Genomic DNA, 22,256 nt, shown 5'->3' with positions numbered 1-22,256 from the left:
GAGGAGATCGACATGAGCAACACCGCCGCCATCAAGCCCTTCCGCATCGACGTCCCCCAGGCCCGGCTGGACGATCTGGCCGATCGGCTGCGCCGGACGGTGTGGCCGCAGGAACTCCCCGGTGTCGCCGACGCCTACGGCGTGCCGAACCAGCGGGTGCGCGAGCTCGCCGAGTACTGGCTGGAGTCCTTCGATTGGCGGGCGCTCGAGGCAAAGCTGAACTCGTACCCGCAGTTCACCACCGAGATCGAGGGCGAGGACATCCACTTCCTGCACATCCGCTCCGAGCGCGCCGACGCGACGCCGGTGATCCTGACCCACGGCTGGCCGGGCTCGATCCTCGAATACCTCGACGTGATCGAACCGCTCACCGCGCCGGCCTCGGACGCCGATCCCGCCTTCCACCTGGTCATCCCGTCGGTGCCCGGCTTCGGGTTCTCCGGCCCCACCCGCAGCACCGGCTGGAGCCGCTACCGCACCGCCCACGCCTGGGTCGAGCTCATGGACCGTCTCGGCTACGAGCAGTACGGCGCGATCGGCAACGACGGCGGCTCGATGATCTCCCCGGAGATGGGCCGCATCGCCCCGGACAAGGTGATCGGAGTCCATGTGACGCAGCTCTTCTCGTTCCCGTCCGGCGATCCGGCCGAGATGGCGGACCTGTCCGAGGAGGACATGGCCGGGCTGGCGATCCTGCAGTGGTTCCACGAGAACAAGATGGCGTTCAACATGCTGCACAGCCAGCAGCCGCAGACCCTGGCGTTCGCGCTCGCCGATTCCCCGGTCGGCCTGCTGGGCTGGAACTCCCAGCTCTTCGGCGAATCCCTGGACGCCGACTTCATCATCGGCAACGTCGCGATCTACTGGCTGACCGGCACCGCGGGTTCCTCGATCCGCTTCTACTACGAGGACGCCCACACCGCCGAGCACCCGCAGGGACCGACCACCGTGCCGACCGCGCTGGCCATGTTCAAGGGTGATTTCCAGTCGATCCGCCGCTTCGCCGAGCGGGATCACAAGAACATCGTGCGCTGGAATTCCTACGACGCGACCTCGGTGCACGGCGGCGGCTCGAACGACGCCGCCGGGCATTACGCCGCCCACGAAGCGCCGGAGGTGCTGATCGCCGACATCCGCGAGTTCTTCGCCCAGCTCGGCTGAGTTGCCCGAGCCCGCAGTTCACGAGACCCGCAACCCTCCGGGGGCGCGGGTCTCGCGCGTTCGCGCACCGCGTTCGGCGGGCGAGCGCCTCTCGCATGTCCGCGAGACGCACGACGATGGTTCCCGGAGCCGTCCGTTGATGTACTGAATTCAGCAAGTTACCAACGGAATTCACCGGGAGAACACAATGCGTATCGCACTTTTCGGAGCCACCGGCACCCTCGGCCGCGTCGTCCTGACCAAGGCTCTCGAGGCCGGTCACGAGGTCACCGCGCTCACCCGCAACGCGGACAACATCACCGTCTCCCACGAGCGGTTGCGCGTGGTGGTCGGCGACGTACTGGATCCGGCGGCGGTGGAGCGGACGGTGCTCGGCCAGGAGGCCGTGCTGGTCTGCCTCGGCGCCGGGCGCAAGGGCGTGGTTCGCGCCGAGGGTACGCGAATCATCATGGCCGCCATGGAGCGCGCGGGCGTGAAGCGGCTCGTCTGCCAGTCCACCCTGGGCGCGGGCGACAGCCACGGCAACCTGAACTTCCTGTGGAAGTACATCCTGTTCGGCCTGCTGCTGCGGCCGGCGATGGCCGACCACAACGTGCAGGAGGACTACGTGCGGGCGTCGAATCTGGACTGGACCATCGTGCGCCCCAGCGCTTTCACCGATGGACCGGCCGAGGGCACCTACCGCCGGAATTTCGGGCCGGACGAGAAGGGGCTGACGCTGAAGATCTCTCGCGCCGACATCGCGGATTTCCTCGTCGAACAGCTCACCGACACCACCTACGTGCGCCGCACGCCCGCCATCTCGAATTGAGTTCGAGATCGGCGATGTGGCCGAGCCGGGGTATCGACCCCCGGCATCGGCGATGGGCAGTGCCGGTCTCCGCTCACGCGCGGCGACCGGCGCGTCCCGCCCCGGGTCAGGCGTGGTCGTGCGCCGCGCCCCAGGACGGGAACGGGTCGGCGTATCCGGCCCAAACCATCGGCCCCGCGGCCATTTCCGCGTCGGTGAGCAGGGCGGAGTTCAGCAGATCGCGCACGTGCGGGCGATCCAGCTTCACCCCGATGAACACGATCTCCTGCCCCGGCGGCATATCCAGCGCCGACCAGTACGCGCCCGCCTCGAAGGTCAGGTTCGGCCCGGCCTGCGACCAGATGGCGGCCAGGTCGGCGCGGGTCGCGAGCCAGAAGAAGCCCTTGCTGCGCAGCAGCCGCTGCATCTGGGCGAGTGCGGTTTCCAGTCGTTCGGGATGGAAGGGCCGGTCGGCGGTGAAGGTGATGCTGCTGATGCCGTATTCCTCGGTCTCGGGCGTATGACTGCCCGCGAGCTCCTCGTCCCAGCCCTCGTACTGCGCCGCGATGTCGGGGTTGTAGCGACCGGTGCCGAGCACCTCGGACAGCTCGACGACCCCGTGCGCGGCGTGCACGATGCGCGCCTGTGGATTGAGCCTGCGCAGCATGGCTTCCACGGTGCCCACCGCGTTGCGGCTCACCAGGTCGGTCTTGTTGAGCACCAGCACATTCGCGAACTCGACCTGATCGACGAGCAGGTCCGCGATGGTCCGCGCGTCACCCTCCCCCGCCTGCATGTCACGGTCCGCGAGGGCCTGTCCCTTGACCACCTCGGCCAGAAAGGTCGAGGCGTCGACCACGGTCACCATGGTGTCCAGCCGCGCCAGCTCCCCCAGGGTGAAACCGTCCTCGAACTCCCACTCGAAGGTCGCCGCCACCGGCATGGGCTCGGAGATCCCGGTCGATTCGATGACGAGCTGGTCGAACCGCCCCTCCCGCGCGAGCTTCCCCACCGACTCGAGCAGATCCTCCCGCAGCGTGCAGCAGATGCACCCGTTGGTCAGCTCGACCAGCTTCTCCTCGGTCCGATCGAGATGCCCCTGCCCCGCGACGAGCGCGGCGTCGATGTTGACCTCGCTCATGTCGTTGACGATGACGGCGACCCGCCGCCCCTCCCGGTTGGCCAGGATGTGGTTGAGCAGGGTGGTCTTACCCGCACCGAGGAAGCCGGAAAGCACGGTCACGGGCAGCGGGGCGGGGGCGGGGGCTGAAGTCATCTTTACATGATAATGATTTTCATTAGCGTTAGAGAGTCGGGGGTGCTCATCGATCCCGCAGCGGTTCACGACACCTCACCTCCCCCGCGCCGCTCACGCAGCTCCAACAGGTAGCGCCGCAGTAGACAGCGCCCGCCCCAGCAGTCCGGCGGGTGCCGGTCCAGCAGATCGTCGATGTCGCGATCGGACATGGCCGCGTACGCACCCGGCCGTGCGTGCCAGGCCGGATGACCGTCCGGTGATTGCGCCGAATCCTGCTGCGGCAGAGCCGTTTCACGGCGTGGATACGGCGATCGAGCGAAATAGGGGTTCGTCACAGCCGATCACACCCCCCGCACGATTCCGGCCCGATGCCTTCCTCGATGCCACCGTCCCCCACCCCCGGCCGCGGGGACGTAGAGATGTCCCCCGCCGCCGATGCTGTCGAGTCGGAGGAATCTGACCTCGCCGTCGGCCCGGATCCCCAGAAACCCCCAGACAGTAACGGCAACGCACAACATAACGAGCCCTACGAGCACGCAAGTCTCCCAAGACATATCGAATCACCCCATTCGAATTCCGCTGCTGCGATATCGGGACGAAGTCGGCGGTTCAGATGCAACTCCACCGCCCGCCGCCTACTCCAGTAGACACCCGAACCAGCTTTTCTGAACCGTTCACAGCGTGATGCAGAACGAATATGATGGGCGCACAGTTTGAACATGCACGTTCTGTGCACGCACGAAATGTGCACGCACACACTGCACCTGAACAGTTCGAAGCACACGCAGATAGCGAGGCTAACGAAATGACAGGATCGACAGTCTCTCGCAGGGCCTTCGGAAACCTCATTCGCGAACTGAGAGACCGCGCCGGAAAGACGCTGCTGGCAGCGGGTTTGGAGGCCGAGGTGTCACGCATGACCATCCAGCGCATGGAGGACGGCTGGGCAACAAAGATCAGCACCATGCAGCTCGGAAGCCTGCTCGACTTCTATGGAGCCGACGCCGGTAGTCGCAGCGAGGCTCTCGCCCTCTGGGGTGAGGTCAGGGAACAGGCGAAAGTCGAAAGGCTGCAAGGAAATTCCAAGGGTTTTTGGAAGTCTTACACCGATCAGATCGCTCCGAACTTCCCGAAGTTTCTTCGTCTGGAGTCCATCGCCGAGTCTGTAATCACGTACCAGCCGACCATGATCCCCGGCTTACTGCAAACACCCGGGTACCGCCGCGCCATCATCTCCATCAACGAACCCGGTTTGTCCGCAGTCGATATGGAGCGCCGCCTCGAGCTAACCAAGAAGCGAAAGCTCGTCCTCGACACAGGATTTCAGCTGGAAGCGTTTATTTCCGAGGCGGTTCTCTGCCATCTGCCGGGCGACTTGGCCGTGATGGCTGACCAGCTCCGAAATCTGGCGGAGATAGGAGGAACGGTGCGGCTCAGGGTGGTTCCGTTCCGAGCCGGGCCTCATCGCGGGCTGACGATGCAAGGCTTCTCCCTGCTGCAGTTCCCCGACAGTACACACGGCATGCCACTGCCCCCGGTCGTATTCGCCGAAGGAGCGCTCGGCAGCACGTTCCATGAGCATGAGGAGGAGCTCTCCGAATATCGCGAGGCGATCGAGAACCTCCGGACGGTAGCGTTGTCCGAGGAGGGTTCCAGAGACCTCATGCTTCGAGTTGCGAAGGAGTACGCGGCGTGAACAAGCCGAATACAGGCGACTGGTACAAGTCCAGCAGGTCCGAAGGCGGCAAGCAGTGCGTGGAGGTCTGCCACGCCGAGGGCCGCACCGGCGTACGCGACAGCAAGGACCCCGGTGGCCCCGAGCTGTGGTTCACGCCCGGCGAGTGGACCGCATTCGTGGACGGAACCACGAACAGCGAGTTCGACTGCCGCTGAACCGGTTCGGCGGGATCCGGCCGCGTCACCCCGCTCGATGCCGTATGTCCCGCTACCGCCGGTTCGGCCGTTTGCGCTCGAGTTTGGTCCAGCCGGTCCAGCCGCGGTCGGCCAGCAGCTCGACCAGCCGGCGGGCAGGTGGGGCGGCGTCGAACGCCAGTGTGTCCAGGAGTCTCGCCAGGGACGGCTCGATCTCACCGCCGACGTAGTCCTCGCCCTGTTCGTCGGCCAGCAGCGTGAGGTAAGCGGCCATCTTGTCGACCAGGGCGACCAGCGTCCGGTCGTCGCCGGGGCGGTCGAGGGCATCGCTCAGGGTCAGGTAGAAGTCGATGAGGGGTGTCTCGGCGATCTGCTCGCGCTTGCGGGCGATCAGGACCGGGACCCGCTCGGGTGTGCGGGCGGCCAACGGGATCCAGCCGTCGCGTTCGATCCGGATGATCCGCTCGTCGACGCCCAGCGCCCGCAACCGGTCGAGGAACTCGACCACGTCCACCGGCAGCACCAGGCTGTCGCCGGCCGCCAGGCGGGCGATCCGCTCGCGATGCCGCTGCCGCTGCCGGATCTCGGCCCGCAGCCGCTCGTCGATCTCCGCGATGGCCGCGGTGAACTCCTCCGGGCCGGCCCGCAGCAGCTCTTTCACGCGCGCGAGCGGTACCCCGGCCACGGCGAGAGTCCGGATCTTGATCAGTTCGACGACGGCGCCCGCACCGTACCGGCGGTAGCCCGAGTGGTCTCGTTCCGGTTCCGGCAGCAGCCCTTTGGCGTGGTAGTGCCGCACCGCGCGCACCGTCACCCCGGCGTACGACGCGAGCTCGCCGATCGTCAGCATCGGGCCAGTCTCCCCGAGACGGGAACCGCTAGGGGCTGTCACCCGGTTGACCGAATACGCGTATTCCGGATGATCCGGGCGATGTCCGTGGCGTGGGTGACGACCAGCGCGTGCGTGGCATCGAGCCACGACGTGGAAATATCCGGCCGCTCGCGCACGAGCCGCTCGACGCCGGCCCGCCACAGCCGATTGTGCCGCGGTACCCGCCCCGCGCCGCTGTCACCGGCCATCGAGGTCGACATGATCATGTGGATCGGGCGGTCGATCCTGCAATACCGGTCGAGGATTCCGGGCCCGGCCACATCGATGTCCAGATCGATCCCGGACCGGAGCACGTCCAGCTCGAGATTGAGATCGAGGATTTCCCGCGCGGTGAGACGCACCTGACGCGATGTGCCGCAGGCGGTCTCGCGCTCCGCCGCCAGGTGTTCCCACATCGTGCGCAACTCCGGCAGGTCGGCCGCGGTGATGAACGGTGCGGGTATCGGGTTGGCCCCGTCGATGAGGACCAGCTCCCCGACGGCGTCGGGATGCTCGGCGGCATAGTGCACGATCAGGTCCGCGCCGTACGAGTGGCCCGCGAGCACGGGCGTCTCGGTCAGACCCAGACGTCCCACCTCCGCCATCACGGCGGCGAAATCGCCGAGGAAAGCCTCGAAACAAGGCCGGTCGACCGCCGGGGAAAGGCCGTGGCCCCGCAGGTCGAAGGTCATGACATCGAAGTCACGCCGCAACAGCTCGATGAGTTCGCCCAGCTCGCCCTGTGTCGAGCTCAGACCGGGACAAAAAATAAGGGGTCGCCCGTCGCCCCCGCGCGACACCGGGATCGCGACCCCGTCGCGCCGGACCATGAATTGATCGGTTTCCGTAGCCATGCCGACCATGCTGAATCGTTGACCCAGCGTCAGGGTCAACCATCGGTTCGACATCGAACCACCGCTGATTTCCACTGCCCGGTGACGATGAATGTGCCTCTGCGCCAGCGGGTCTCGCGGGCGTCACCAGATCACGACGTGCAGCTCCGCACAGACGCCCGACCCGATCGGACCAACTCTTCGGTAGATTCGGGTCGTGAGCAAGCTGCGAGAACTGCAATTCAGTGCGGTGACGACATTTCAGCGCTACATCGGCAACCCGGTCGCGGGGCGGCTACCGATTCAGACCTTGCTCGAGACAACGGGGCGCAAGAGCGGTCAGCCCAGGATCACGCCGATCGGGGGCCGCCGGGACGGCAGCTCGTTCTGGCTCGTTTCCGAGTTCGGCGAGAAATCCCAGTACATCCGAAACATTCAGGTGGACAACCGTGTTCGGCTGCGCCTGCGTGGCCGGTGGTACTCCGGCACCGCACACGTGGTGCCCGGCGACGACGCCCGGGCGCGCCTGCGCGCGCTGCCGCGCGCCAACAGCACGGTCGTCCGAGCACTCGGCACCGATCTGCTGTCCGTCCGCATCGATCTGGACTGATCCGCCCACCGCGGCCGGCCCGTCGCTCAGTAGGCCGCGATGGCCGCGTCGAGAGCGGTCTGCAACTCCTCGCGGACCAGGGCGGTGATGTCGGCGGGCTCGGCGGGCAGTTCGCCGACCGGCCTGCGGAAGTAGAAGCTGGCCGACCGGACATCCGCCGTGCTCAGGTGAACGGCGGGATCCGCCCGGGGTCCGTAGCTGAGCCCGAGATTGACCAGCACCGGGTTCGCGCCGAGTTCGCGGGCCCGGCCGACGACGTGGCCGATGCCGCCGCCCAGTTCCTGCACCCGCGTGTGGTCGACGTAGTTGCAGGTCCCCTCGGGAAACAGGGCGATGCTGTCGCCGCGTGCCAGGACCTCCGCGCAGGTGTCGATCAGCCGCCCCGACGCGGCGTTGACCGGGGAGTTGTCATGGTCCCTGCTGCGAAACACGGGCATGGCGCCCATCATGTCGAGCTTGCCCCGCATCTTGGGGTCGGCGAAGACCTCGTGTTTGGCCAGCACCCGGGTGTGCCCGATGACGGGCCGCAGCGGACTGCGCCAGGCCGCCGCGCTCACCGTGTAGGGGTCCTTCTCCGACAGGTGATTGATCGAGATGATCAGCGGCCGCCCCGCGGAGATGAAGTCCCGCAGCTCTTTCCGCGCCCCCTCCGCGTAGCTCACCCGCGGCTGGAAGCGACGCCCGAGCAACCAGTACGCGGCTTTCGCTCCCAACAGATTCTGCCGGTGATCGCGGTAGTAGTCGTACACGGCGTCGAAATTTTCCAGGGCGACCTCGGGCGGTTCCATGCCCACAGCGTATCTCCGGCATACCCCGGCCGGGGATGCCACGGCTACCGCGCCCACGGCACCCACCAGCGCAAAGGCTACCGGCCTACAGCCCCAGGGCCTCTTTGCACGCGGCGATGAACGGATCGATTCCGAGCGGCGCTTCGTTCGCCGGGCCCGGGTTGCCACCGATGAAGGCCGCGCACCCACCGGCCTGCCGCACCTCGGGCCGGAGTTCGGCCGCGTTCTCGGCCAGCCAGTCCACATACGCCCCGTAGGTCATGGTGATGGCCCCGTCCCCGGAATCCACGATCACCGTGTCCCGGTCATACCCCCGCGCCTGCGCGCCCCCGGCTCCGGCGACAACCGCGACGGCCGCGAGCACTCCGGCGACAACCAGCTTCATGAGAATCTCCCCCTTCGATGTCGATCCGGTCGAGAGCGACCGGATCGGCGGCAAACGACGAATCCGCTTGCGGTACAGAAGCTAACAGCACGCACCGACACCCGGACCCTTGGTCGTCGCCGAATTACGCGCGAGGGCCCCAGATCGCAACCACCCTGCCCTCGTAGGGCACCCACTGCACACGGGTCGGAGCTTCGCCGCCGAACGCCGAAGGGGCGACGAAGGCCTTACACCCTTCCAGACTCTGCCCCTGACTCAATGCCCTGAACTCATCCGGCCGCACCGCCGGACATTCCTTTTCCACACCGGATTGCGTGCCGAACCCGGAGTACAGCGGCGGGTTGATGGTCACTTCCCCCAGGCGATTCCGGCCCGCCTCGACAACGAAATGGGTGCCCACGTCGGCGCCGGCAGAAGTACGGGTCAGGCGGTAGCGAACGTAGTAGGGCGTGCCGCTGGTAACCGGGGAATTCGACATCGTGTAAACGAGCCCGTCGAGATCCGAGGTCGTACCCCGCTCGATGCTCAGGACCGCGATTCCCACCGTGCCGTCGATCAGTGACACCGTCACCGATTCCCCGAATTTCAGCTTCTCCGTGACTTCCTGTTCGCATCCCGACAACACGAACGCACACCCCGCGACGACAACCGCGGCGCCACAACGCAACCCACTCATGGTCGGCCATTCTGCCAGCCGAGCGCCGCCTTCCGGCCGAGGCCGGGAAACGCTCGCTATTGCCCGCGGCTCGGGCGGTTCTCGCAGCCGGCGCGACTGCCCGATGCCCCACCCGCAACCTGAAAAATGGGGGCTCGGAACTCACTCGACGGGGTTCGGTGACCTCATTTACGATCTTGATGGCGATCACCGGGTCGCGCTGTTATCCCATGATTGGAATTCCCTTGCTCGTCACGAAGATCGCCGCGGGGCTCGCCACCGCGGTCGCCGCTGTTCTGTTCGCCGCCCCCGCTTCGGCATTGCCGTCGGCAGAGCTCGCACCCATCGCGGGGCCCCACAATTACGGCCCGCTACAGGACGCGCATTTCGGGTTCCTGATCGTCCAGCACGATGGAATTCAGGTGCTTCCCGACCTCATCTCGGATTTCGCGGGCATCGCCGAGGGCGGCCATGCCGTCTGCGAACTACTCACCGACGGCGTGACGAAGCACGATCTGGCCGAGTTTCTGAGCGATGGTCCCGGCGATTTCGGCTCGGCGCTGGCCTTCGTGAACGCCGCCGAGACCGCCTATTGCCCCGGCTGATACCGGCGCGGCGGACCCGTACATGCTCGGGGGACATGAACTGCCAACCCACCGACATCCCGTGCCTAACCGGCACCCACCGCACCCAACCGGCTAACAACACTCCGACGTCAGCAGATGGCACGACTGCACGATGCTCCACCCATCACCTGACGAATGGACACCCGTGAACACACCCGCCCGCGTCGAGCCGTCCCCCAACCCACAGCCCACGGCCACGGACGTGCCGAAGAAGCAGAAGAAACGGGTGTGGCTGGCCGCGCCGGTACTGGCTCTCGCCGTGGCTGCACCCGCATGGAACGGTGCTGCGGCAACGGCCGACGTCGCTCGGCCGGATATCGCGGCCCCCGCATCGACAGTCGCGGCGGGATTCTCCCCGGCCAAGCAGGACATCACCGCCGGCCAGCGCAACGCCATCCGATCTGCCCAGCAGTACCTCGACTACTCCGCCTTCTCTCGCAGCGGTCTGATCAACCAGCTCGAGTACGAGGACTTCTCCACGGCAGACGCAACGTTCGCCGTGGACAGCCTGGATGTGGACTGGAACGAGCAGGCGGCGAAGAGCGCCAAGCAGTACCTCGAGTACACCTCGTTCTCCAGGTCCGGACTGATCGATCAGCTGGTGTACGAGGGCTTTACGCGTGCCCAGGCCGAGCACGGAGCCAATGTCGCCTACTGACACTCTCTTTCGGCGGTAGTACCTGTCCGCGAGGAGCGAGCACTACGGTGCGCGGCCGGCCGCAGTGCTCGCGTGGACGACGCACTCCCTCGCCTACCGGCCGGCGGCCAGCACCGCCGCGAGCCCCCGGCGCAGATCCTCGACGAAATAGCCGGGGACCTCCAGGGACGGGAAATGCCCGCCGGCATCGGGTGCGTTCCAGTGGACTATCCGGCGGAAGCGTTCCTGCGCCCAAGGGCGCGGGCACTTTTCGATATCGTGCGGATACACGCTGAGCGCGGACGGGACCTCGACACGGAGGCCGGGATCGAACGTGTTTATGCCGCCGTGGCTTTCGTAATAGATGCGGGCGGCGGACGCGCCGGTGCGCGTCAGCCAGTACAGGGTCACGTTGTCCAGGAAGCGGTCCAACGAGATCGTCTCGAACGGGCTGTCTTCGGTGTCGGTCCACTCGGCGAACTTGTCGAGGATGAAGGCGAGCAGGCCGACCGGCGAATCGACGAGCGAATAGCCGATCGTTTGTGGCCGATCCGCCTGCAACTTAGCGAACGCCGCACGCGGGCCGGTCCAGAACTCACGGGTCGTCTCGACCCAGGCGCGCTCGGCCGTCGTCAGCCCGTCCATTGTGAGACCGAGCGGCGCCTGCGGGGTCAGCGTATGGATGCCGAGCACGCGCTCCGGGAACCTCGCGCCGAGGACCGTGGTGATCACGCCGCCCCAATCGCCCCCGTGGGCGAGGAACTCGGGGTAGCAGAGCCTGTCCATCAGCTCCACCCAGGCCGACGCGATCTTTCCGATCCCCCACCCGGTGGCGGCCGGCCTGTCGCTGTAGCCGAAGCCCGGCAGCGACGGGATCACGACGTGGAACGCCGGTGCGCCCGCATCCACCGGATCAGCCAATTCGTCTGCCACATCTACGAATTCAGCGATGCTCCCCGGCCACCCGTGCGTCACGATCAGCGGAACGGCGTCGGCGCGCGGCGACCGCCGATGCAGGAAGTGGATACCCACACCGTCTATGACCGTGCGGAATTGGCCGATTCGGCCGAGGCGGTCTTCGAAGGATCGCCAGTCGTACTCGGTACGCCAGTAGTGCACGACATCGACGAGATCGGCGAGCGGAACGCCCTGCGCCCACCGACCGGGACCGGGCCCGGCACCGCGCACCGTCTCGGCCTCCGGCAACCGCGCCGCCGCCAATCGAATTCGCAGATCGTCGAGGTCGGCGTCGGTCGCGCGGGTGTCGAATGGTTGCACGCCGATATGGCCGAGTGCGGGCATGAGACCTCCAGATTCTCGCGGCAACACGTGCGAAGTCGAATCCGGACCGCACTACCCGGCTTTCGCGCCGCTAACGCGCCAATGACAAGCATCACTCCCCGCCGAGCGGATCTCGGGCGGGCCATCTGCCCGATCCGGTGAGGTGTCGAGACCACGAAACCGGGGGCCATCGAACAGCAATGAAACAACAGCGTTTCTTTTAGTCTCACTGCTCATGTTCACCATTGCCCGAGCGGCCGCCTCCGGGCTCGCGCCGCTCGCCGTGCTCGCCGCGCCGCTGTTTCTGTCCCCCGACGCCGCCGCCGAAGTCAGCGCCATCGACATCGAGACGCTCGTGAGCGATATGGGCCGATGCGGCCATGCGAACACGGCCTGCAGCATCTCGGTCACGACCGTCGGCGCGGATCGAGAAGCCCCGGTGACCCTGTCGATCAACGGCGTCGCCCTCGGCCAGCGGACCCCGGCCGTTCACGATCCCAAGGATGGCAGGACCTGGACGTCGTTCAACTGGGTGCCCGACCGCGCGGGCGTCTACGAGGTGACCGCCACCCAGGGCCCCTCGACCCTGACCAGAACCTTCAACGTCTGCCCCACCTACCGAGGCAGCGGCTCCGCGGCGTCCTACACCTGCGATCTGGTGAACACCGGATCCGACAGCGGCTCTTCACCTCTCGCCGTGGCCCTGATCACAGGCTCCGCGAGCCGGTGATCAGCTGACCGTCCGCCGAGATCGGCCGCGGGCCTGCCACCGCGTTCACGTCTCCCTCACGACACGTCGAGTCCCGGATTCGCGGCGATCGACTCGAGCAGCGCCCACGACACCGGCTCGTCGGCCGCGGCGACGGTGGAGGTGACCTCGATCTGCGTCCCGGACGGCCGGGTGACGGTCACGGTGCGCGACCTACGCATCGTGAGCGCCGACGACGCCGGCCCCGATACCCCGTAGCGCGACTCCCGGCTCGCGAGCACCGCACCGTCCGCGAGCCGCCGCGAAGTCGTGCCGTCGTCGGGCGAATCCTGTTGCGGGAGCGACTGTCCGGTCGTGATCTGGATGCTCAGCAGCGCGTCTTCGCCGGGTTCCCCCGTCCGGACCACCTGGCACAGCCCGCCCCAGTCGGCGGGCAGCAGCGCACCCAGCGGGCGGTCGACGCGCAAGCCGTCGAGCGGAATCGCGGCCAGCACGGCGTTCATGCGGCGCGCCCGGGCCTCGTCGATCTCCGGGGAACGATCCAGTCCGGTGATGCACCTGCCGGGCGGATCGGGTGTGCCGGGCGGAATCGGAACGGTCACGCGCAGCCCCGGGGTCGTGACGATCGTGACGAGTTCGTCGACGGTGAGCGGGACGGCCGCCGCGCGGCCGGCGGCCTCGTCGGTGGCATTCGCGCTCGCGACCGTCCCGTCCGGCAGGTAGGCGGTGGCGGTCCGGGACAGAGTGCGAACACGATTCATCTCGTACCAGGTGTCCTGGACATCGACGACCGTGCCGTCGGCCAGGGCGCGCCGCTCGTCGAGAGCGCCCGCGACGCACGGCGGCACCGGCCGGGCGGACTGCCGCACGGCCACCCGCAGCGCGCCCGCGCGGTCGCCGCGCAGCACCGTGGCGCGCGCGTCGGTTTCGCTGCCGAACTCGTCCCGCCGCGAGTCGTCGCCGAGGATCGGCTGGAACACCAGCGAAGCCCGCGGCGAGGCGAAGGCGATCTCGGCATCGGCGGGCAGTGCCGCGCGCAGAGCGTCGGTCATGGCCATCGCCCTGCGCCCGGAGAACCACGGATAGGCCGGGTTGTCGTAGCCCTCCTGGACGCCGAAGACCACGCCGGACAACCCTCCGTCGCGAGGCGGCTCGACGATGTCACACCCTGGAATCCGCACCGGAAACTGCACCGGCGGAGTGACATAGGAGTTGTCGGCTGCCTGCGGCGCACTCTCCGGCGTCGGGCCGAACAACAGCCCCGCAACCCCATAGGCGGCCGCGACGACCACCACACATGTCAGCACCACCTTCCGATGGCTGACGGTCCCGTCCGGGTCTTTTCCCACGTCACGCACTCTGCTACCCGTTCGAGATCGAAGTAAGGTCCGGCCCGCGCTCCTGCGCAGAACCGTCCAGCGCCTTGCCCGGCCACCGCTCTCGCGGACGGCAGGCAAACCACAGCAAACTGTCGAACTCGCACCCCGGCCCGTTACACCGAAGCCCTCCCACCGGAACGGCGAGCCCCGGCTGCCTGGGTGAGCGCCGGGGCCTCGGCCTGCAAGGCGTCGGGGATGGCGGCGAACGCCGCGTGGAGACGGGTGACGAGCGCGGATCGCCCCCCAGCGCCGTCGGCGGCGACCCAGCCGCGCCCGGCGATACTCCAGGCGGTGGTGGTCAGCTCGGCGAGGATGCGGGGGCGCAGATCACCGGCGGCGAGCGCGAGCTTCGCCGAAAGCTGCTCTGTCACTTCTGTTTCCACACCCGAGCGCGCGTAGTCGACATAGCCGAGCAGGCTGGGAGCGGTCAGGATCAGGCCGCGGGTGGCGATGTAGCGCTCATCCCAGTCGTCGGGGAGCGCGGTCGCCGCGTCGGTGAGGACGTCGCGTAGGGCGGTCAGGATCGGACCGGCGAGTTCCCGTGCGGCCAGGAGCTCGAGATACCCGGCCCACAGCTCGGTCTCGGCCTCGACCGCCACCGCCTCCTTGGTCGGGAACTGCCGGAAGAACGTGCTGCGCGAGACCTCCGCCGCCTCGACGAGTTCCTCCACCGTGGTTGCGGCGAAACCCTTCTCGGTGAACAGCGTCAGCGCGGCGTCCGCCAGGGCGCGGCGGGTGCGGATCCGCTTGCGCTCACGCAGCGGCAGGGCGCGGTCGTCCGAAGGCATGGCGCGATCCTAGCGCGAGAAGGATCTCAGGCCCGAAAGAAACTCGGTCCACATTGATACTTGCGCACTTTTGAGACTCAGTGTCAGAATCATTCACGACAGCGAGCACCAACTCGAAAAGCAGGAGATCGCCATGAGCACCACCACCGCCCCGACCACCCTGAACCCCGCGGTCATCGGCCAGGCCGAGAAGCACCACACCGCGGTTCTGGCCCGCGCGCTGGCCGGCACCACCCTCGACGAGAAGCGGTGGATCGTGCTGAACCAGGCCCTCGCCGCAGGTGAACCGGTCGAGCGGGACGCCCACATCGCCCGGGTCGCCGCGATGACCCGGTGGGCAGGCGCCGACGTCGAGACCGCCGTGGACGCACTGCTGGCCGACGCCCTGCTGGCCACCGCACCCGGCGGACTGCTCGAGCCCACCGACACCGGCAAGGCCGTGGTGGGCAAGGTTCGCGCCGAATCCGGCGCGATCGTCAACGCCGCCTACGGCGCGGTCGCACCCGAAGATCTGGCCACCGCGGCCCGCGTCCTGGCCACCATCACCGCCCGCATGGCCGAGGAATTGGCCCGCGCGTGAGTCGAATTCGCCACCGGCCCAGCGCTTTCACGAGCACGGGCCGACGGCGCACGACCACCGCGCCGGGGTTCGCCCGCTCGCGGAGAGAAGGTTTCACGAGATGAACAGCAGAACAACCGCCGTCGGCGCAGCGGTCTCGGTCATCGGTGCGGCATTGCTGCTCGCCGGTTGCGGTGGAACCCCTGCCGAGGACGGGTCGCCCACGAGCAGCATCGCGGCAACCCAATTCGCTTCGGCCCCCGCTACTTTGACGCCCTCGATCATCGGCCAGGCCGAGAAGCACCACACCGCGGTTCTGGCCCGCGCACTGACAGGCACCACCCTGGACGAGAAGCAGTGGATCGTGCTGAATCAGGTCGGCGAGCCGGTCGAGCGGGCCGCCCACATCAACCGGGTCGCCGGATTGACGCGATGGTCGCCCGCCGAAGTCGAAACGGCCCTGGACGCGCTGCTCGCCAAGGCTCTACTGACGAACACACCCGACGGCAGACTCGAACCCACCGCGGCCGGCACGGCCGTGGTGAGCAGGGTTCGCGCCGAATCCGGCGCGATCGTGAACGCCGCCTACAGCGCCGTCGCACCCGAAGACCTGGCCACCGCGGCCCGGGTTCTCACGGCCATCACCGCCCGCATGGGCCAGGAATTGGCTCACGGGTGAACCGAAACGCCATCGTGCACCCACGGCCGAGGTCGGCGCTCGGGCGCAGGATCGCTGGACCCCGCGCTCACATCGGCGGAGTTCCGACACTCCACCCGCGGCGTCCGGCCGGCTGCCGACGAAGCCGGAGCCGGAGCCGGAGCCGGTGGACCTTGGGGCCGTCAGCCCGCCACACGCACGGGTCAGAAGCTGCCCGTGCTGGGCTCTTCGGCATAGGGGTTGCCGGTGTCGTTGCAGCCGTTGGCATTCGGATCCCCAGGCGGGGGCGGCGGGGTGCCGGGCGCGGCGGCGACGGTATTCACCGTGAGGGTTACCGATGCCTCGTTCGCGGTTGCGACGATCGTGTGCGTACCCACGGTCGCCGGAACCCATCGGATCACCTTGTCCACAGCCGGAAACGCCCTGCTCGAGCCGGTCGAGTCCTTGTCACCCGCCCGCCAGTAGGCGGCGAAGCACTGACCGTTGTCGGTGAACACGACCCGGTTGGCGGCGTCCGCACCGCCCTGCCCCGGCATGGGGTTGATGTGATATTCGACCCCGGTCACATAGCCGCCGGGCGGGGGCGACTCCAGGTTCAGGGCGAGCTGGGTGGCGGCGGTCGCGGACGGGGCCATCGCGACCACCATCGTCGCCATGAAAGCCCCTGCGCCCCAAACAATCCGTCGCCTCGGCATACTGTTCGAACTCATCTCTCACTCCGGTTTCCCCCCTGAGATCAGGGTCGCCGAACGCTAACACCCGCAGCTAGTGAAACGTTGCGATTTCAAAAAGCCGCGAGTGTGCGGGACCGATGTCGCACCGATCCGCGACCACCGCCGGGAGATGCCCGGTAACTCCTGTTTCGCCTGCGCGTAGGGTCGCAGGCGTGAATCTCTTGCCACTCACACCCGACGGGCAGACGCCGGTGCGCGCGCTCACCATCGCCGGCACCGACTCCGGCGGCGGGGCCGGCATCCAGGCCGACTCGCGGACCATGGCGCTGTGCGGCGTGCACGCGTGCGTGGCGGTGGCAGCGGTTACCGTGCAGAACACGTTGGGGGTCAGCGGTTTTCACGAGATCCCGCCGGAGATCGTGGCCGCGCAGGTGCGGACAGTGGTGAGCGACATCGGGATCGGCGCGACCAAGACCGGGATGCTCGCCTCGACCGGGATCATCGAGGCCGTCGCCGCGGTCTGCCAGGAGGTGGGCATCGGGCAGGCCGGTGCGATTCCGCTGGTCGTGGACCCGGTCGCGGCCTCCATGCACGGGGATCCGCTGCTGCACGCCTCCGCGCTGGACGCCCTGCGCGACACCCTGATCCCGCTCGCGACCGTCATCACCCCGAACCTCGACGAGGTGCGCCTGCTCACCGGCATCGAGGTCGTCGACGACCCGACCGCGCGCAAGGCCGCCGTCGCGCTGCACGCGCTCGGCCCGCAGTGGGCCATCGTCAAGGGCGGGCACCTGCGCACCTCCGCGGTCAGCACCGATCTGCTCTTCGACGGCGACACCTTCCACGAACTCACCGCCCCGCGCATCGCCACCGGCAACGACCACGGCGGCGGCGACACCCTGGCGGCCGCCATGACCTGCGCTCTCGCCCACGGCTATTCGGTCCCCGAAGCCTTCGCCTTCGCCAAGGAGTGGACCCGCCGCAGCCTGGCCGCGTCCTACGACCTCGGCGCGGGCCACGGCCCGGTCTCCCCGCTGTGGCGCCTGCACACCGACCCGCACGGCAACGAGATCTAACCGGCGTCACCTACTCCCGGACCGCCCGCACAGCCGTGAACACCCGGGCTCCCAGGAACCTCCCAGCTGTGACGCAGGGTCGGCCCAGTGTGGTCCACCAGGTTGGTGATCATGACCGACACAGCGACCGCCGTCCGGGCGGCGGAACCAGCAGGGGCAGTGACCGCGCCCGTCGTGGACGTGGTCGTGCCCGTGTACAACGAAGAGCGCGATCTCGGGCCGTGCGTGCGCAGGCTGCGCGAATTCCTGGACCGCAGCTTCCCGTTCACGGCGCGAATCACCATCGCGGACAACGCGTCCACCGACTCCACCCTCCGGGTGGCCGCGCATCTCGCGCGGGAACTGGCCGGCGTGCGCGTGGTGCACCTGGACCGCAAGGGGCGCGGCCGGGCGCTGCGCCAGGTGTGGCTGGACTCGGACGCACAGGTCGTCGCCTACATGGACGTCGACCTCTCCACGGATCTGAACGCCCTGCTGCCGCTGGTCGCGCCGCTGGTCTCCGGACATTCGGACGTCGCGATCGGCACCCGGCTGGCGTCGTCGTCACGGGTGGTGCGCGGGCACAAGCGCGAATTCATCTCGCGCTGCTACAACCTGATCCTGCGCACCTCGCTGCAGGCCAAGTTCTCCGACGCCCAGTGCGGGTTCAAGGCCATGCGCACCCCCGTCGCCCGGGTGGTGCTGCCGCTGGTCGAGGACGGTGAGTGGTTCTTCGACACCGAACTGCTGGTCCTGGCCGAACGCATCGGGCTGCGCATTCACGAGGTGCCGGTGGACTGGATCGACGATCCGGACAGCCGCGTGGACATCGTCGACACCGCGCGCAAGGATCTGCTCGGCATCTGGCGGGTGGGTCGCGCCCTGGCCGCCGGGCGACTGCCCATCAACGAACTGCGCGCCGCCGTCGGCCGCGAACCGCTGGTCGAGGGCGTCCCCCTGGGAATGGTCGGCCAGCTGGTGCGCTTCGGCATCGTCGGCGTCGCCTCCACCCTGGCCTACCTGCTGCTCTACCTGCTGCTGCAATCGTTCACCGGCGCCCAGGCCGCCAACTTCCTGGCCCTGCTCATCACCGCCGTCGGCAACACCGCCGCCAACCGCGCCTTCACCTTCGGCGTGCGCGGCGCGACCCGCGCGGTCTCCCACCAACTCCAGGGCCTGGCCATCTTCGGCGTCGGCCTCCTGCTCACCAGCGGATCCCTGTTCGCCCTGCACCATTGGGCCCCGAACGCCTCGATCCACCTCGAACTCATGGTCCTGATCGCCGCCAACCTGCTGGCGACACTGACCCGCTTCGTCGGCCTGCGCTGGGTGTTCCGCCAGGCGGACAACCGCACGACGGCGGTCACCCGATGACGGCCCGGCGAGATGACCGCGCCGAAATCCTCGGCACCACGATCAACTCGCTGCCGGCCTCCCGCCGGCCCCGCACCTTCGCGGCCGTCGGCCACGGGATTCTGCCCGCCTGGGCGACACGCGGCACCGAGTCGCGAATCCCCACTGCCGCACCCCCGTCGCGCACGGGTTCGTCCACGTCGAGAGCCCGCCCGGCCGCACTTGCCCCTGGGGCGAAAGCACCGCAGCCGCCGGGCACGGCCGAACCCGAGCCACCCGCCGCTACCCCGCCGACCGCGATCCCCGCGAGCACCACCGGAAACGCCGAGGAGGCGAACGATGACAACACTTCTCGCTGAACGAGCGCCGACCGCGGCGGCCGACCCGGGGCGGCGGACACCGCGCTGGGAGTACCCGGTGCTGGCGGTACTGCTGATCGGAACGGCGGTCGCCTACCTGTGGAATCTTTCCGCCAACGGCTGGGCCAACTCGTTCTACGCCGCCGCGGTGCAGGCGGGGTCGGTGTCGTGGAAGGCGTTCTTCTTCGGCTCCTCCGACGCCGCCAACTCGATCACGGTGGACAAGACGCCGCTGTCGCTGTGGCCGATGGAGCTCTCGGTTCGAGTGTTCGGACTGTCGAGCTGGAGCATGCTGCTGCCGCAGGTGCTGATCGGCGTGGCGTCGGTGGCGCTGCTGTGGGCGACGGTGCGGCGGAACTTCGGCGCGAGCGCGGGACTGCTGTCCGGGCTCGCGCTGGCGCTGACTCCCGTTGCGGCGCTGATGTTCCGGTTCAACAATCCCGACGCGCTGCTGGTGCTGTTCATGGTCGCCGCGGCGTGGGCCATGACCCGCGCGGTCGCGGACGGCCGCTGGCGGTGGCTGCTGCTGACCGGCGGCTTCATCGGACTGGGCTTCCTGACCAAGCAGCTCCAGGTCCTGCTGGTGGTGCCCGCACTGGCGCTGACCTACCTGATCGCCGGCCCGCCGAAGCTGGGTAAGCGCATCGCGCAGCTGTTCGCCGCGGGCGGCGCGATGCTCGCAGGCGCGGGCTGGTGGGTACTCATCGCCGAGCTGTGGCCCGCCGAAGACCGGCCGTACTTCGGTGGCTCGCAAAACAATTCGATCATCGAACTGACCCTCGGCTACAACGGCCTGGGCCGGCTCAACGGCGAGGAGTCCGGCAGCGTCGGCCCCGGCGGGGAACTGCCCGCGGGCGGGAACGGCATGTGGGGCAGCACCGGCATCGGGCGCCTGTTCGAGCCCGCGCAGGGCGGTCAGATCGCCTGGCTCATCCCGGCGGCGCTCCTGCTGCTCGTCGCGGGACTCGTCCTGCGCGGCCGGTCCGCCCGGACCGATCCGCAGCGCGCGGCCCTGATCCTGTGGGGCGGCTGGCTGCTGGTGACCGGACTGGTCTTCAGCTTCATGAAGGGCATCTTCCACCAGTACTACACGGTGGCCCTGGCCCCGGCGACGGCCGTGCTGGCCGGCGCGGGCGCGGTCCTGCTCTGGCGTGAACGCGAACGGCTGTGGGTCCGCGCGACCCTGGCCCTGACGGTCGGCGCGACCGTCGCGACGGCGTGGATGCTGTTGTCCCGCAGCAGCTCCTTCCAGCCCTGGCTGCGCTGGACGCTGCTCGCGGCCGGGACCGTCACCGCCCTGGCGCTGCTGGTCCGCCTGCCCCGCAGGCTCGAACTGGTCGCGGCCGCGGCGGCGGTGCTGATCGGCCTGGCCGGCCCCCTGGCCTACACCGCCGACACCCTCGCCACCGGCCACGCCGGGCCGATCCCGTCGGCGGGACCGAATGCCAAGGGCGGCTTCGGCTTCGGACCCGGCGGCGGACACGGTCCGGGCGGTGGCAACCGCGGCGACGGCGGCAACGGTCCGGGCGGTGGCAACCGCGGCGACGGCGGCAACGGTCCGGGCATGCCGCCCGGCAACGCCCGCGGCACGATGCCCGGCGGCCCGATGGACGGCAACGGGAACGCCACGCCCAACGGCACGACGAGCGACGCGCCGACCAGCGCGAACCGTTCGGAGAACCGGATGGGCGGCGCGGCAGGCGGTCTCATGTCCGCCAGCACCCCGGGCGCAACCCTGACGGCCCTGCTGACCGCCGAGGGCGACGAGTACACCTGGGTCGCCGCGACCGTCGGCTCGAACAGCGCCGCCGGCTACCAGCTCGCCACCGAACTCCCGGTCATGCCGATCGGCGGGTTCAACGGCAGCGACCCCTCCCCCACCCTGGCGCAGTTCCAGCGGTACGTCGCCGACGGCGAGATCCACTACTTCCTCGGCAGCGGGGAGAACGGGATGCGCGGCGGCCAGTCGAACACCAGCTCCGAGATAACCGCCTGGGTAACGGAGCATTTCACCGCGCAGGAGGTCGACGGCGTCACCGTCTACGACCTCACCGCACCGAAGAGCTGACCCGCTCACGAACGCGCCCGCTTCCCCTCGGGAGGCGGGCGCGGCGGGCCGTGGAAATCAGTTGTAGACGCTGCCGGTGCCGGGGCTCTCCCACGCCGGGCCGATACTCCCGGAATCGAAGCTGCCGACGTTCACACTCCCGGTATCGATACCGCAGCCGTCCGATTTCGGCTGCTCGACGGGGGTGACGCCGTCGGGCGTCGGGGCGACGGTCACGGTGATCGACACCGAGTCCGACCCGCGGCGCGCCAGCAGCGTGTGGGTTCCCGCGGTGGACGGGACCCAGAAGATGCCGGCCCCGGCGGGGGCCTGGCCGCCGTACGAGTTGATGAGACCGCTTCCGACGCAACGGCCGTTGTCATAGAAGCTCACGTGCCGGCCCGCGCTGTCGCCGGGCGTGGGAGACACCCCGATGCTGTACTTGCCACCGACGTACAGGGCCTGCCCGGGGTCGGTGACGGACCGGACGGCCAGGTTGGCCAGCCCAGCCGACGCCGGGGCCGAGGTCACCGCGACGGCCACCGATGCCATGACGAATACCGCCGTCCCCCAGCCGATTCGACTCGAACCATTGCTTACTCGCATCCACCCACTCCTGCCAGAACTACGTCGGGTCGCCGTGGACGATAGTTCTCCACCCCTCCGAAATTCTCGTGTTTCAAACATGCTGGGGGACACCACTTCTCGGGGCAGTCGAATCGGGGGCGCCGGTCCGCCGGGCGCTGCCGGAACGCACGAACCCGCCCGAATCGACCACGCGAAAACGAGCGTGCCCGCCTCCGTTCGGAGGCGGGGACGCGGGCGGGGGCAACCCAGGGAGGGCACGCCCCCAGCCGGGGGTCGGGAGTGCGGCGGGGTGGGCAGGGGTGGGGGGGGGGGTGTGTGGA

The 22,256-nt window shown here is 68.6% G+C and carries 25 protein-coding genes; 13 read left to right on the top strand and 12 right to left on the bottom strand.

From position 1 onward, the window contains the following. Positions 1 to 12 precede the first annotated feature (12 nt). Together ABZ319_RS20930 and ABZ319_RS20925 are read left to right on the top strand one after the other, a co-directional pair. Entirely contained in the window at positions 13 to 1,161 is a 1,149-nt protein-coding gene (locus ABZ319_RS20930; RefSeq protein WP_354988115.1) for an epoxide hydrolase family protein, read from the top strand. A gap of 187 nt (positions 1,162 to 1,348) precedes the next feature. Then, positions 1,349 to 1,972 (top strand): SDR family oxidoreductase, encoded by a 624-nt coding sequence (locus ABZ319_RS20925; protein WP_354988114.1) that lies wholly within the window; start codon positions 1,349 to 1,351, stop codon positions 1,970 to 1,972. 106 nt (positions 1,973 to 2,078) lie between these two features. On the opposite strand, the gene ABZ319_RS20920 is transcribed toward ABZ319_RS20925, so the two are convergent. Then, positions 2,079 to 3,227 (bottom strand): GTP-binding protein, encoded by a 1,149-nt coding sequence (locus ABZ319_RS20920; protein WP_354988113.1) that lies wholly within the window; start codon positions 3,225 to 3,227, stop codon positions 2,079 to 2,081. 65 nt (positions 3,228 to 3,292) lie between these two features. After that, on the bottom strand, positions 3,293 to 3,544 hold the full coding sequence (locus ABZ319_RS20915; RefSeq protein WP_354988112.1) for a hypothetical protein: 252 nt from the start codon (positions 3,542 to 3,544) through the stop codon (positions 3,293 to 3,295). Between the two features lie 362 nt (positions 3,545 to 3,906). Here ABZ319_RS20915 and ABZ319_RS20910 point away from each other — a divergent pair, with 362 nt between their 5' ends. Beyond that, positions 3,907 to 4,905 carry a helix-turn-helix transcriptional regulator gene (locus ABZ319_RS20910; RefSeq protein WP_354988111.1) on the top strand — a complete coding sequence of 333 codons (999 nt, stop codon included), beginning with the start codon at positions 3,907 to 3,909 and terminating at the stop codon, positions 4,903 to 4,905. Then, complete coding sequence (locus tag ABZ319_RS20905; protein ID WP_354988110.1) at positions 4,902 to 5,102, top strand: DUF397 domain-containing protein; 201 nt, start codon at positions 4,902 to 4,904, stop codon at positions 5,100 to 5,102. Before ABZ319_RS20910 ends, ABZ319_RS20905 begins: the two co-directional genes overlap by 4 nt. Before the next feature lie 52 nt (positions 5,103 to 5,154). Here ABZ319_RS20905 and ABZ319_RS20900 read toward each other — a convergent pair whose 3' ends face one another. Together ABZ319_RS20900 and ABZ319_RS20895 are read right to left on the bottom strand one after the other, a co-directional pair. Further along, on the bottom strand, positions 5,155 to 5,931 hold the full coding sequence (locus ABZ319_RS20900) for a MerR family transcriptional regulator (RefSeq protein ID WP_354988109.1): 777 nt from the start codon (positions 5,929 to 5,931) through the stop codon (positions 5,155 to 5,157). Positions 5,932 to 5,969: 38 nt separating this feature from the next. Continuing rightward, positions 5,970 to 6,806, bottom strand: coding sequence for an alpha/beta hydrolase (locus ABZ319_RS20895; protein WP_354988108.1), 837 nt, complete (start codon positions 6,804 to 6,806; stop codon positions 5,970 to 5,972). A gap of 196 nt (positions 6,807 to 7,002) precedes the next feature. Here ABZ319_RS20895 and ABZ319_RS20890 point away from each other — a divergent pair, with 196 nt between their 5' ends. Then, positions 7,003 to 7,395, top strand: coding sequence for a nitroreductase/quinone reductase family protein (locus ABZ319_RS20890; RefSeq protein WP_354988107.1), 393 nt, complete (start codon positions 7,003 to 7,005; stop codon positions 7,393 to 7,395). Positions 7,396 to 7,421: 26 nt separating this feature from the next. Here the strand turns inward: ABZ319_RS20890 and ABZ319_RS20885 are convergent, their stop codons facing one another. From ABZ319_RS20885 to ABZ319_RS20875, 3 genes are all read right to left on the bottom strand, one after another. Further along, positions 7,422 to 8,183, bottom strand: a complete 762-nt coding sequence (locus ABZ319_RS20885; RefSeq protein ID WP_354988106.1) for a 1-acyl-sn-glycerol-3-phosphate acyltransferase — start codon at positions 8,181 to 8,183, stop codon at positions 7,422 to 7,424. An 85-nt stretch (positions 8,184 to 8,268) separates the two neighbouring features. After that, positions 8,269 to 8,568, bottom strand: coding sequence for a hypothetical protein (locus ABZ319_RS20880; RefSeq protein WP_354988105.1), 300 nt, complete (start codon positions 8,566 to 8,568; stop codon positions 8,269 to 8,271). A 124-nt stretch (positions 8,569 to 8,692) separates the two neighbouring features. Then, on the bottom strand, positions 8,693 to 9,244 hold the full coding sequence (locus ABZ319_RS20875; RefSeq protein WP_354988104.1) for a hypothetical protein: 552 nt from the start codon (positions 9,242 to 9,244) through the stop codon (positions 8,693 to 8,695). Between the two features lie 179 nt (positions 9,245 to 9,423). Between ABZ319_RS20875 and ABZ319_RS20870 the strand changes: the two genes are divergently transcribed. After that, a complete protein-coding gene (locus ABZ319_RS20870) occupies positions 9,424 to 9,828 on the top strand; it encodes a DUF732 domain-containing protein (RefSeq protein WP_354988103.1) in 405 nt (134 codons plus the stop codon). Positions 9,829 to 9,994: 166 nt separating this feature from the next. Beyond that, complete coding sequence (locus ABZ319_RS20865; RefSeq protein WP_354988102.1) at positions 9,995 to 10,507, top strand: Ltp family lipoprotein; 513 nt, start codon at positions 9,995 to 9,997, stop codon at positions 10,505 to 10,507. Between the two features lie 93 nt (positions 10,508 to 10,600). On the opposite strand, the gene ABZ319_RS20860 is transcribed toward ABZ319_RS20865, so the two are convergent. Continuing rightward, a complete protein-coding gene (locus tag ABZ319_RS20860) occupies positions 10,601 to 11,788 on the bottom strand; it encodes an epoxide hydrolase (protein ID WP_354988101.1) in 1,188 nt (395 codons plus the stop codon). A 214-nt stretch (positions 11,789 to 12,002) separates the two neighbouring features. Here ABZ319_RS20860 and ABZ319_RS20855 point away from each other — a divergent pair, with 214 nt between their 5' ends. Then, complete coding sequence (locus ABZ319_RS20855) at positions 12,003 to 12,497, top strand: hypothetical protein (RefSeq protein WP_354988100.1); 495 nt, start codon at positions 12,003 to 12,005, stop codon at positions 12,495 to 12,497. A 56-nt stretch (positions 12,498 to 12,553) separates the two neighbouring features. Here ABZ319_RS20855 and ABZ319_RS20850 read toward each other — a convergent pair whose 3' ends face one another. After that, a complete protein-coding gene (locus ABZ319_RS20850) occupies positions 12,554 to 13,825 on the bottom strand; it encodes a hypothetical protein (RefSeq protein WP_354988099.1) in 1,272 nt (423 codons plus the stop codon). A gap of 143 nt (positions 13,826 to 13,968) precedes the next feature. Then, entirely contained in the window at positions 13,969 to 14,643 is a 675-nt protein-coding gene (locus ABZ319_RS20845) for a helix-turn-helix domain-containing protein (RefSeq protein ID WP_354988098.1), read from the bottom strand. Positions 14,644 to 14,776: 133 nt separating this feature from the next. Between ABZ319_RS20845 and ABZ319_RS20840 the strand changes: the two genes are divergently transcribed. Together ABZ319_RS20840 and ABZ319_RS20835 are read left to right on the top strand one after the other, a co-directional pair. After that, positions 14,777 to 15,223: a hypothetical protein gene (locus ABZ319_RS20840; RefSeq protein ID WP_354988097.1), complete on the top strand. Its 447-nt coding sequence runs from the start codon at positions 14,777 to 14,779 to the stop codon at positions 15,221 to 15,223. 100 nt (positions 15,224 to 15,323) lie between these two features. Continuing rightward, positions 15,324 to 15,881 carry a hypothetical protein gene (locus tag ABZ319_RS20835; protein ID WP_354988096.1) on the top strand — a complete coding sequence of 186 codons (558 nt, stop codon included), beginning with the start codon at positions 15,324 to 15,326 and terminating at the stop codon, positions 15,879 to 15,881. Positions 15,882 to 16,063: 182 nt separating this feature from the next. Here the strand turns inward: ABZ319_RS20835 and ABZ319_RS20830 are convergent, their stop codons facing one another. Further along, positions 16,064 to 16,516 (bottom strand): hypothetical protein, encoded by a 453-nt coding sequence (locus ABZ319_RS20830; protein ID WP_354988095.1) that lies wholly within the window; start codon positions 16,514 to 16,516, stop codon positions 16,064 to 16,066. 230 nt (positions 16,517 to 16,746) lie between these two features. Between ABZ319_RS20830 and thiD the strand changes: the two genes are divergently transcribed. The 3 genes from thiD to ABZ319_RS20815 all read left to right on the top strand — a co-directional run bounded on the left by thiD (position 16,747) and on the right by ABZ319_RS20815 (position 21,369). Continuing rightward, positions 16,747 to 17,610 (top strand): bifunctional hydroxymethylpyrimidine kinase/phosphomethylpyrimidine kinase, encoded by an 864-nt coding sequence (gene thiD / locus ABZ319_RS20825; RefSeq protein WP_354988094.1) that lies wholly within the window; start codon positions 16,747 to 16,749, stop codon positions 17,608 to 17,610. A 111-nt stretch (positions 17,611 to 17,721) separates the two neighbouring features. Further along, complete coding sequence (locus ABZ319_RS20820; RefSeq protein WP_354988093.1) at positions 17,722 to 18,963, top strand: bifunctional glycosyltransferase family 2/GtrA family protein; 1,242 nt, start codon at positions 17,722 to 17,724, stop codon at positions 18,961 to 18,963. 318 nt (positions 18,964 to 19,281) lie between these two features. Beyond that, positions 19,282 to 21,369: a glycosyltransferase family 39 protein gene (locus tag ABZ319_RS20815; protein ID WP_354988092.1), complete on the top strand. Its 2,088-nt coding sequence runs from the start codon at positions 19,282 to 19,284 to the stop codon at positions 21,367 to 21,369. Positions 21,370 to 21,426: 57 nt separating this feature from the next. Here the strand turns inward: ABZ319_RS20815 and ABZ319_RS20810 are convergent, their stop codons facing one another. Continuing rightward, positions 21,427 to 21,954, bottom strand: coding sequence for a hypothetical protein (locus tag ABZ319_RS20810; RefSeq protein WP_354988091.1), 528 nt, complete (start codon positions 21,952 to 21,954; stop codon positions 21,427 to 21,429). Positions 21,955 to 22,256: the final 302 nt, after the last annotated feature.

The sequence above is a fragment of the Nocardia sp. NPDC005978 genome (assembly GCF_040614455.1).
Lineage (GTDB): Bacteria > Actinomycetota > Actinomycetes > Mycobacteriales > Mycobacteriaceae > Nocardia.
This window is presented reverse-complemented; position numbering and strand designations above follow the sequence as displayed.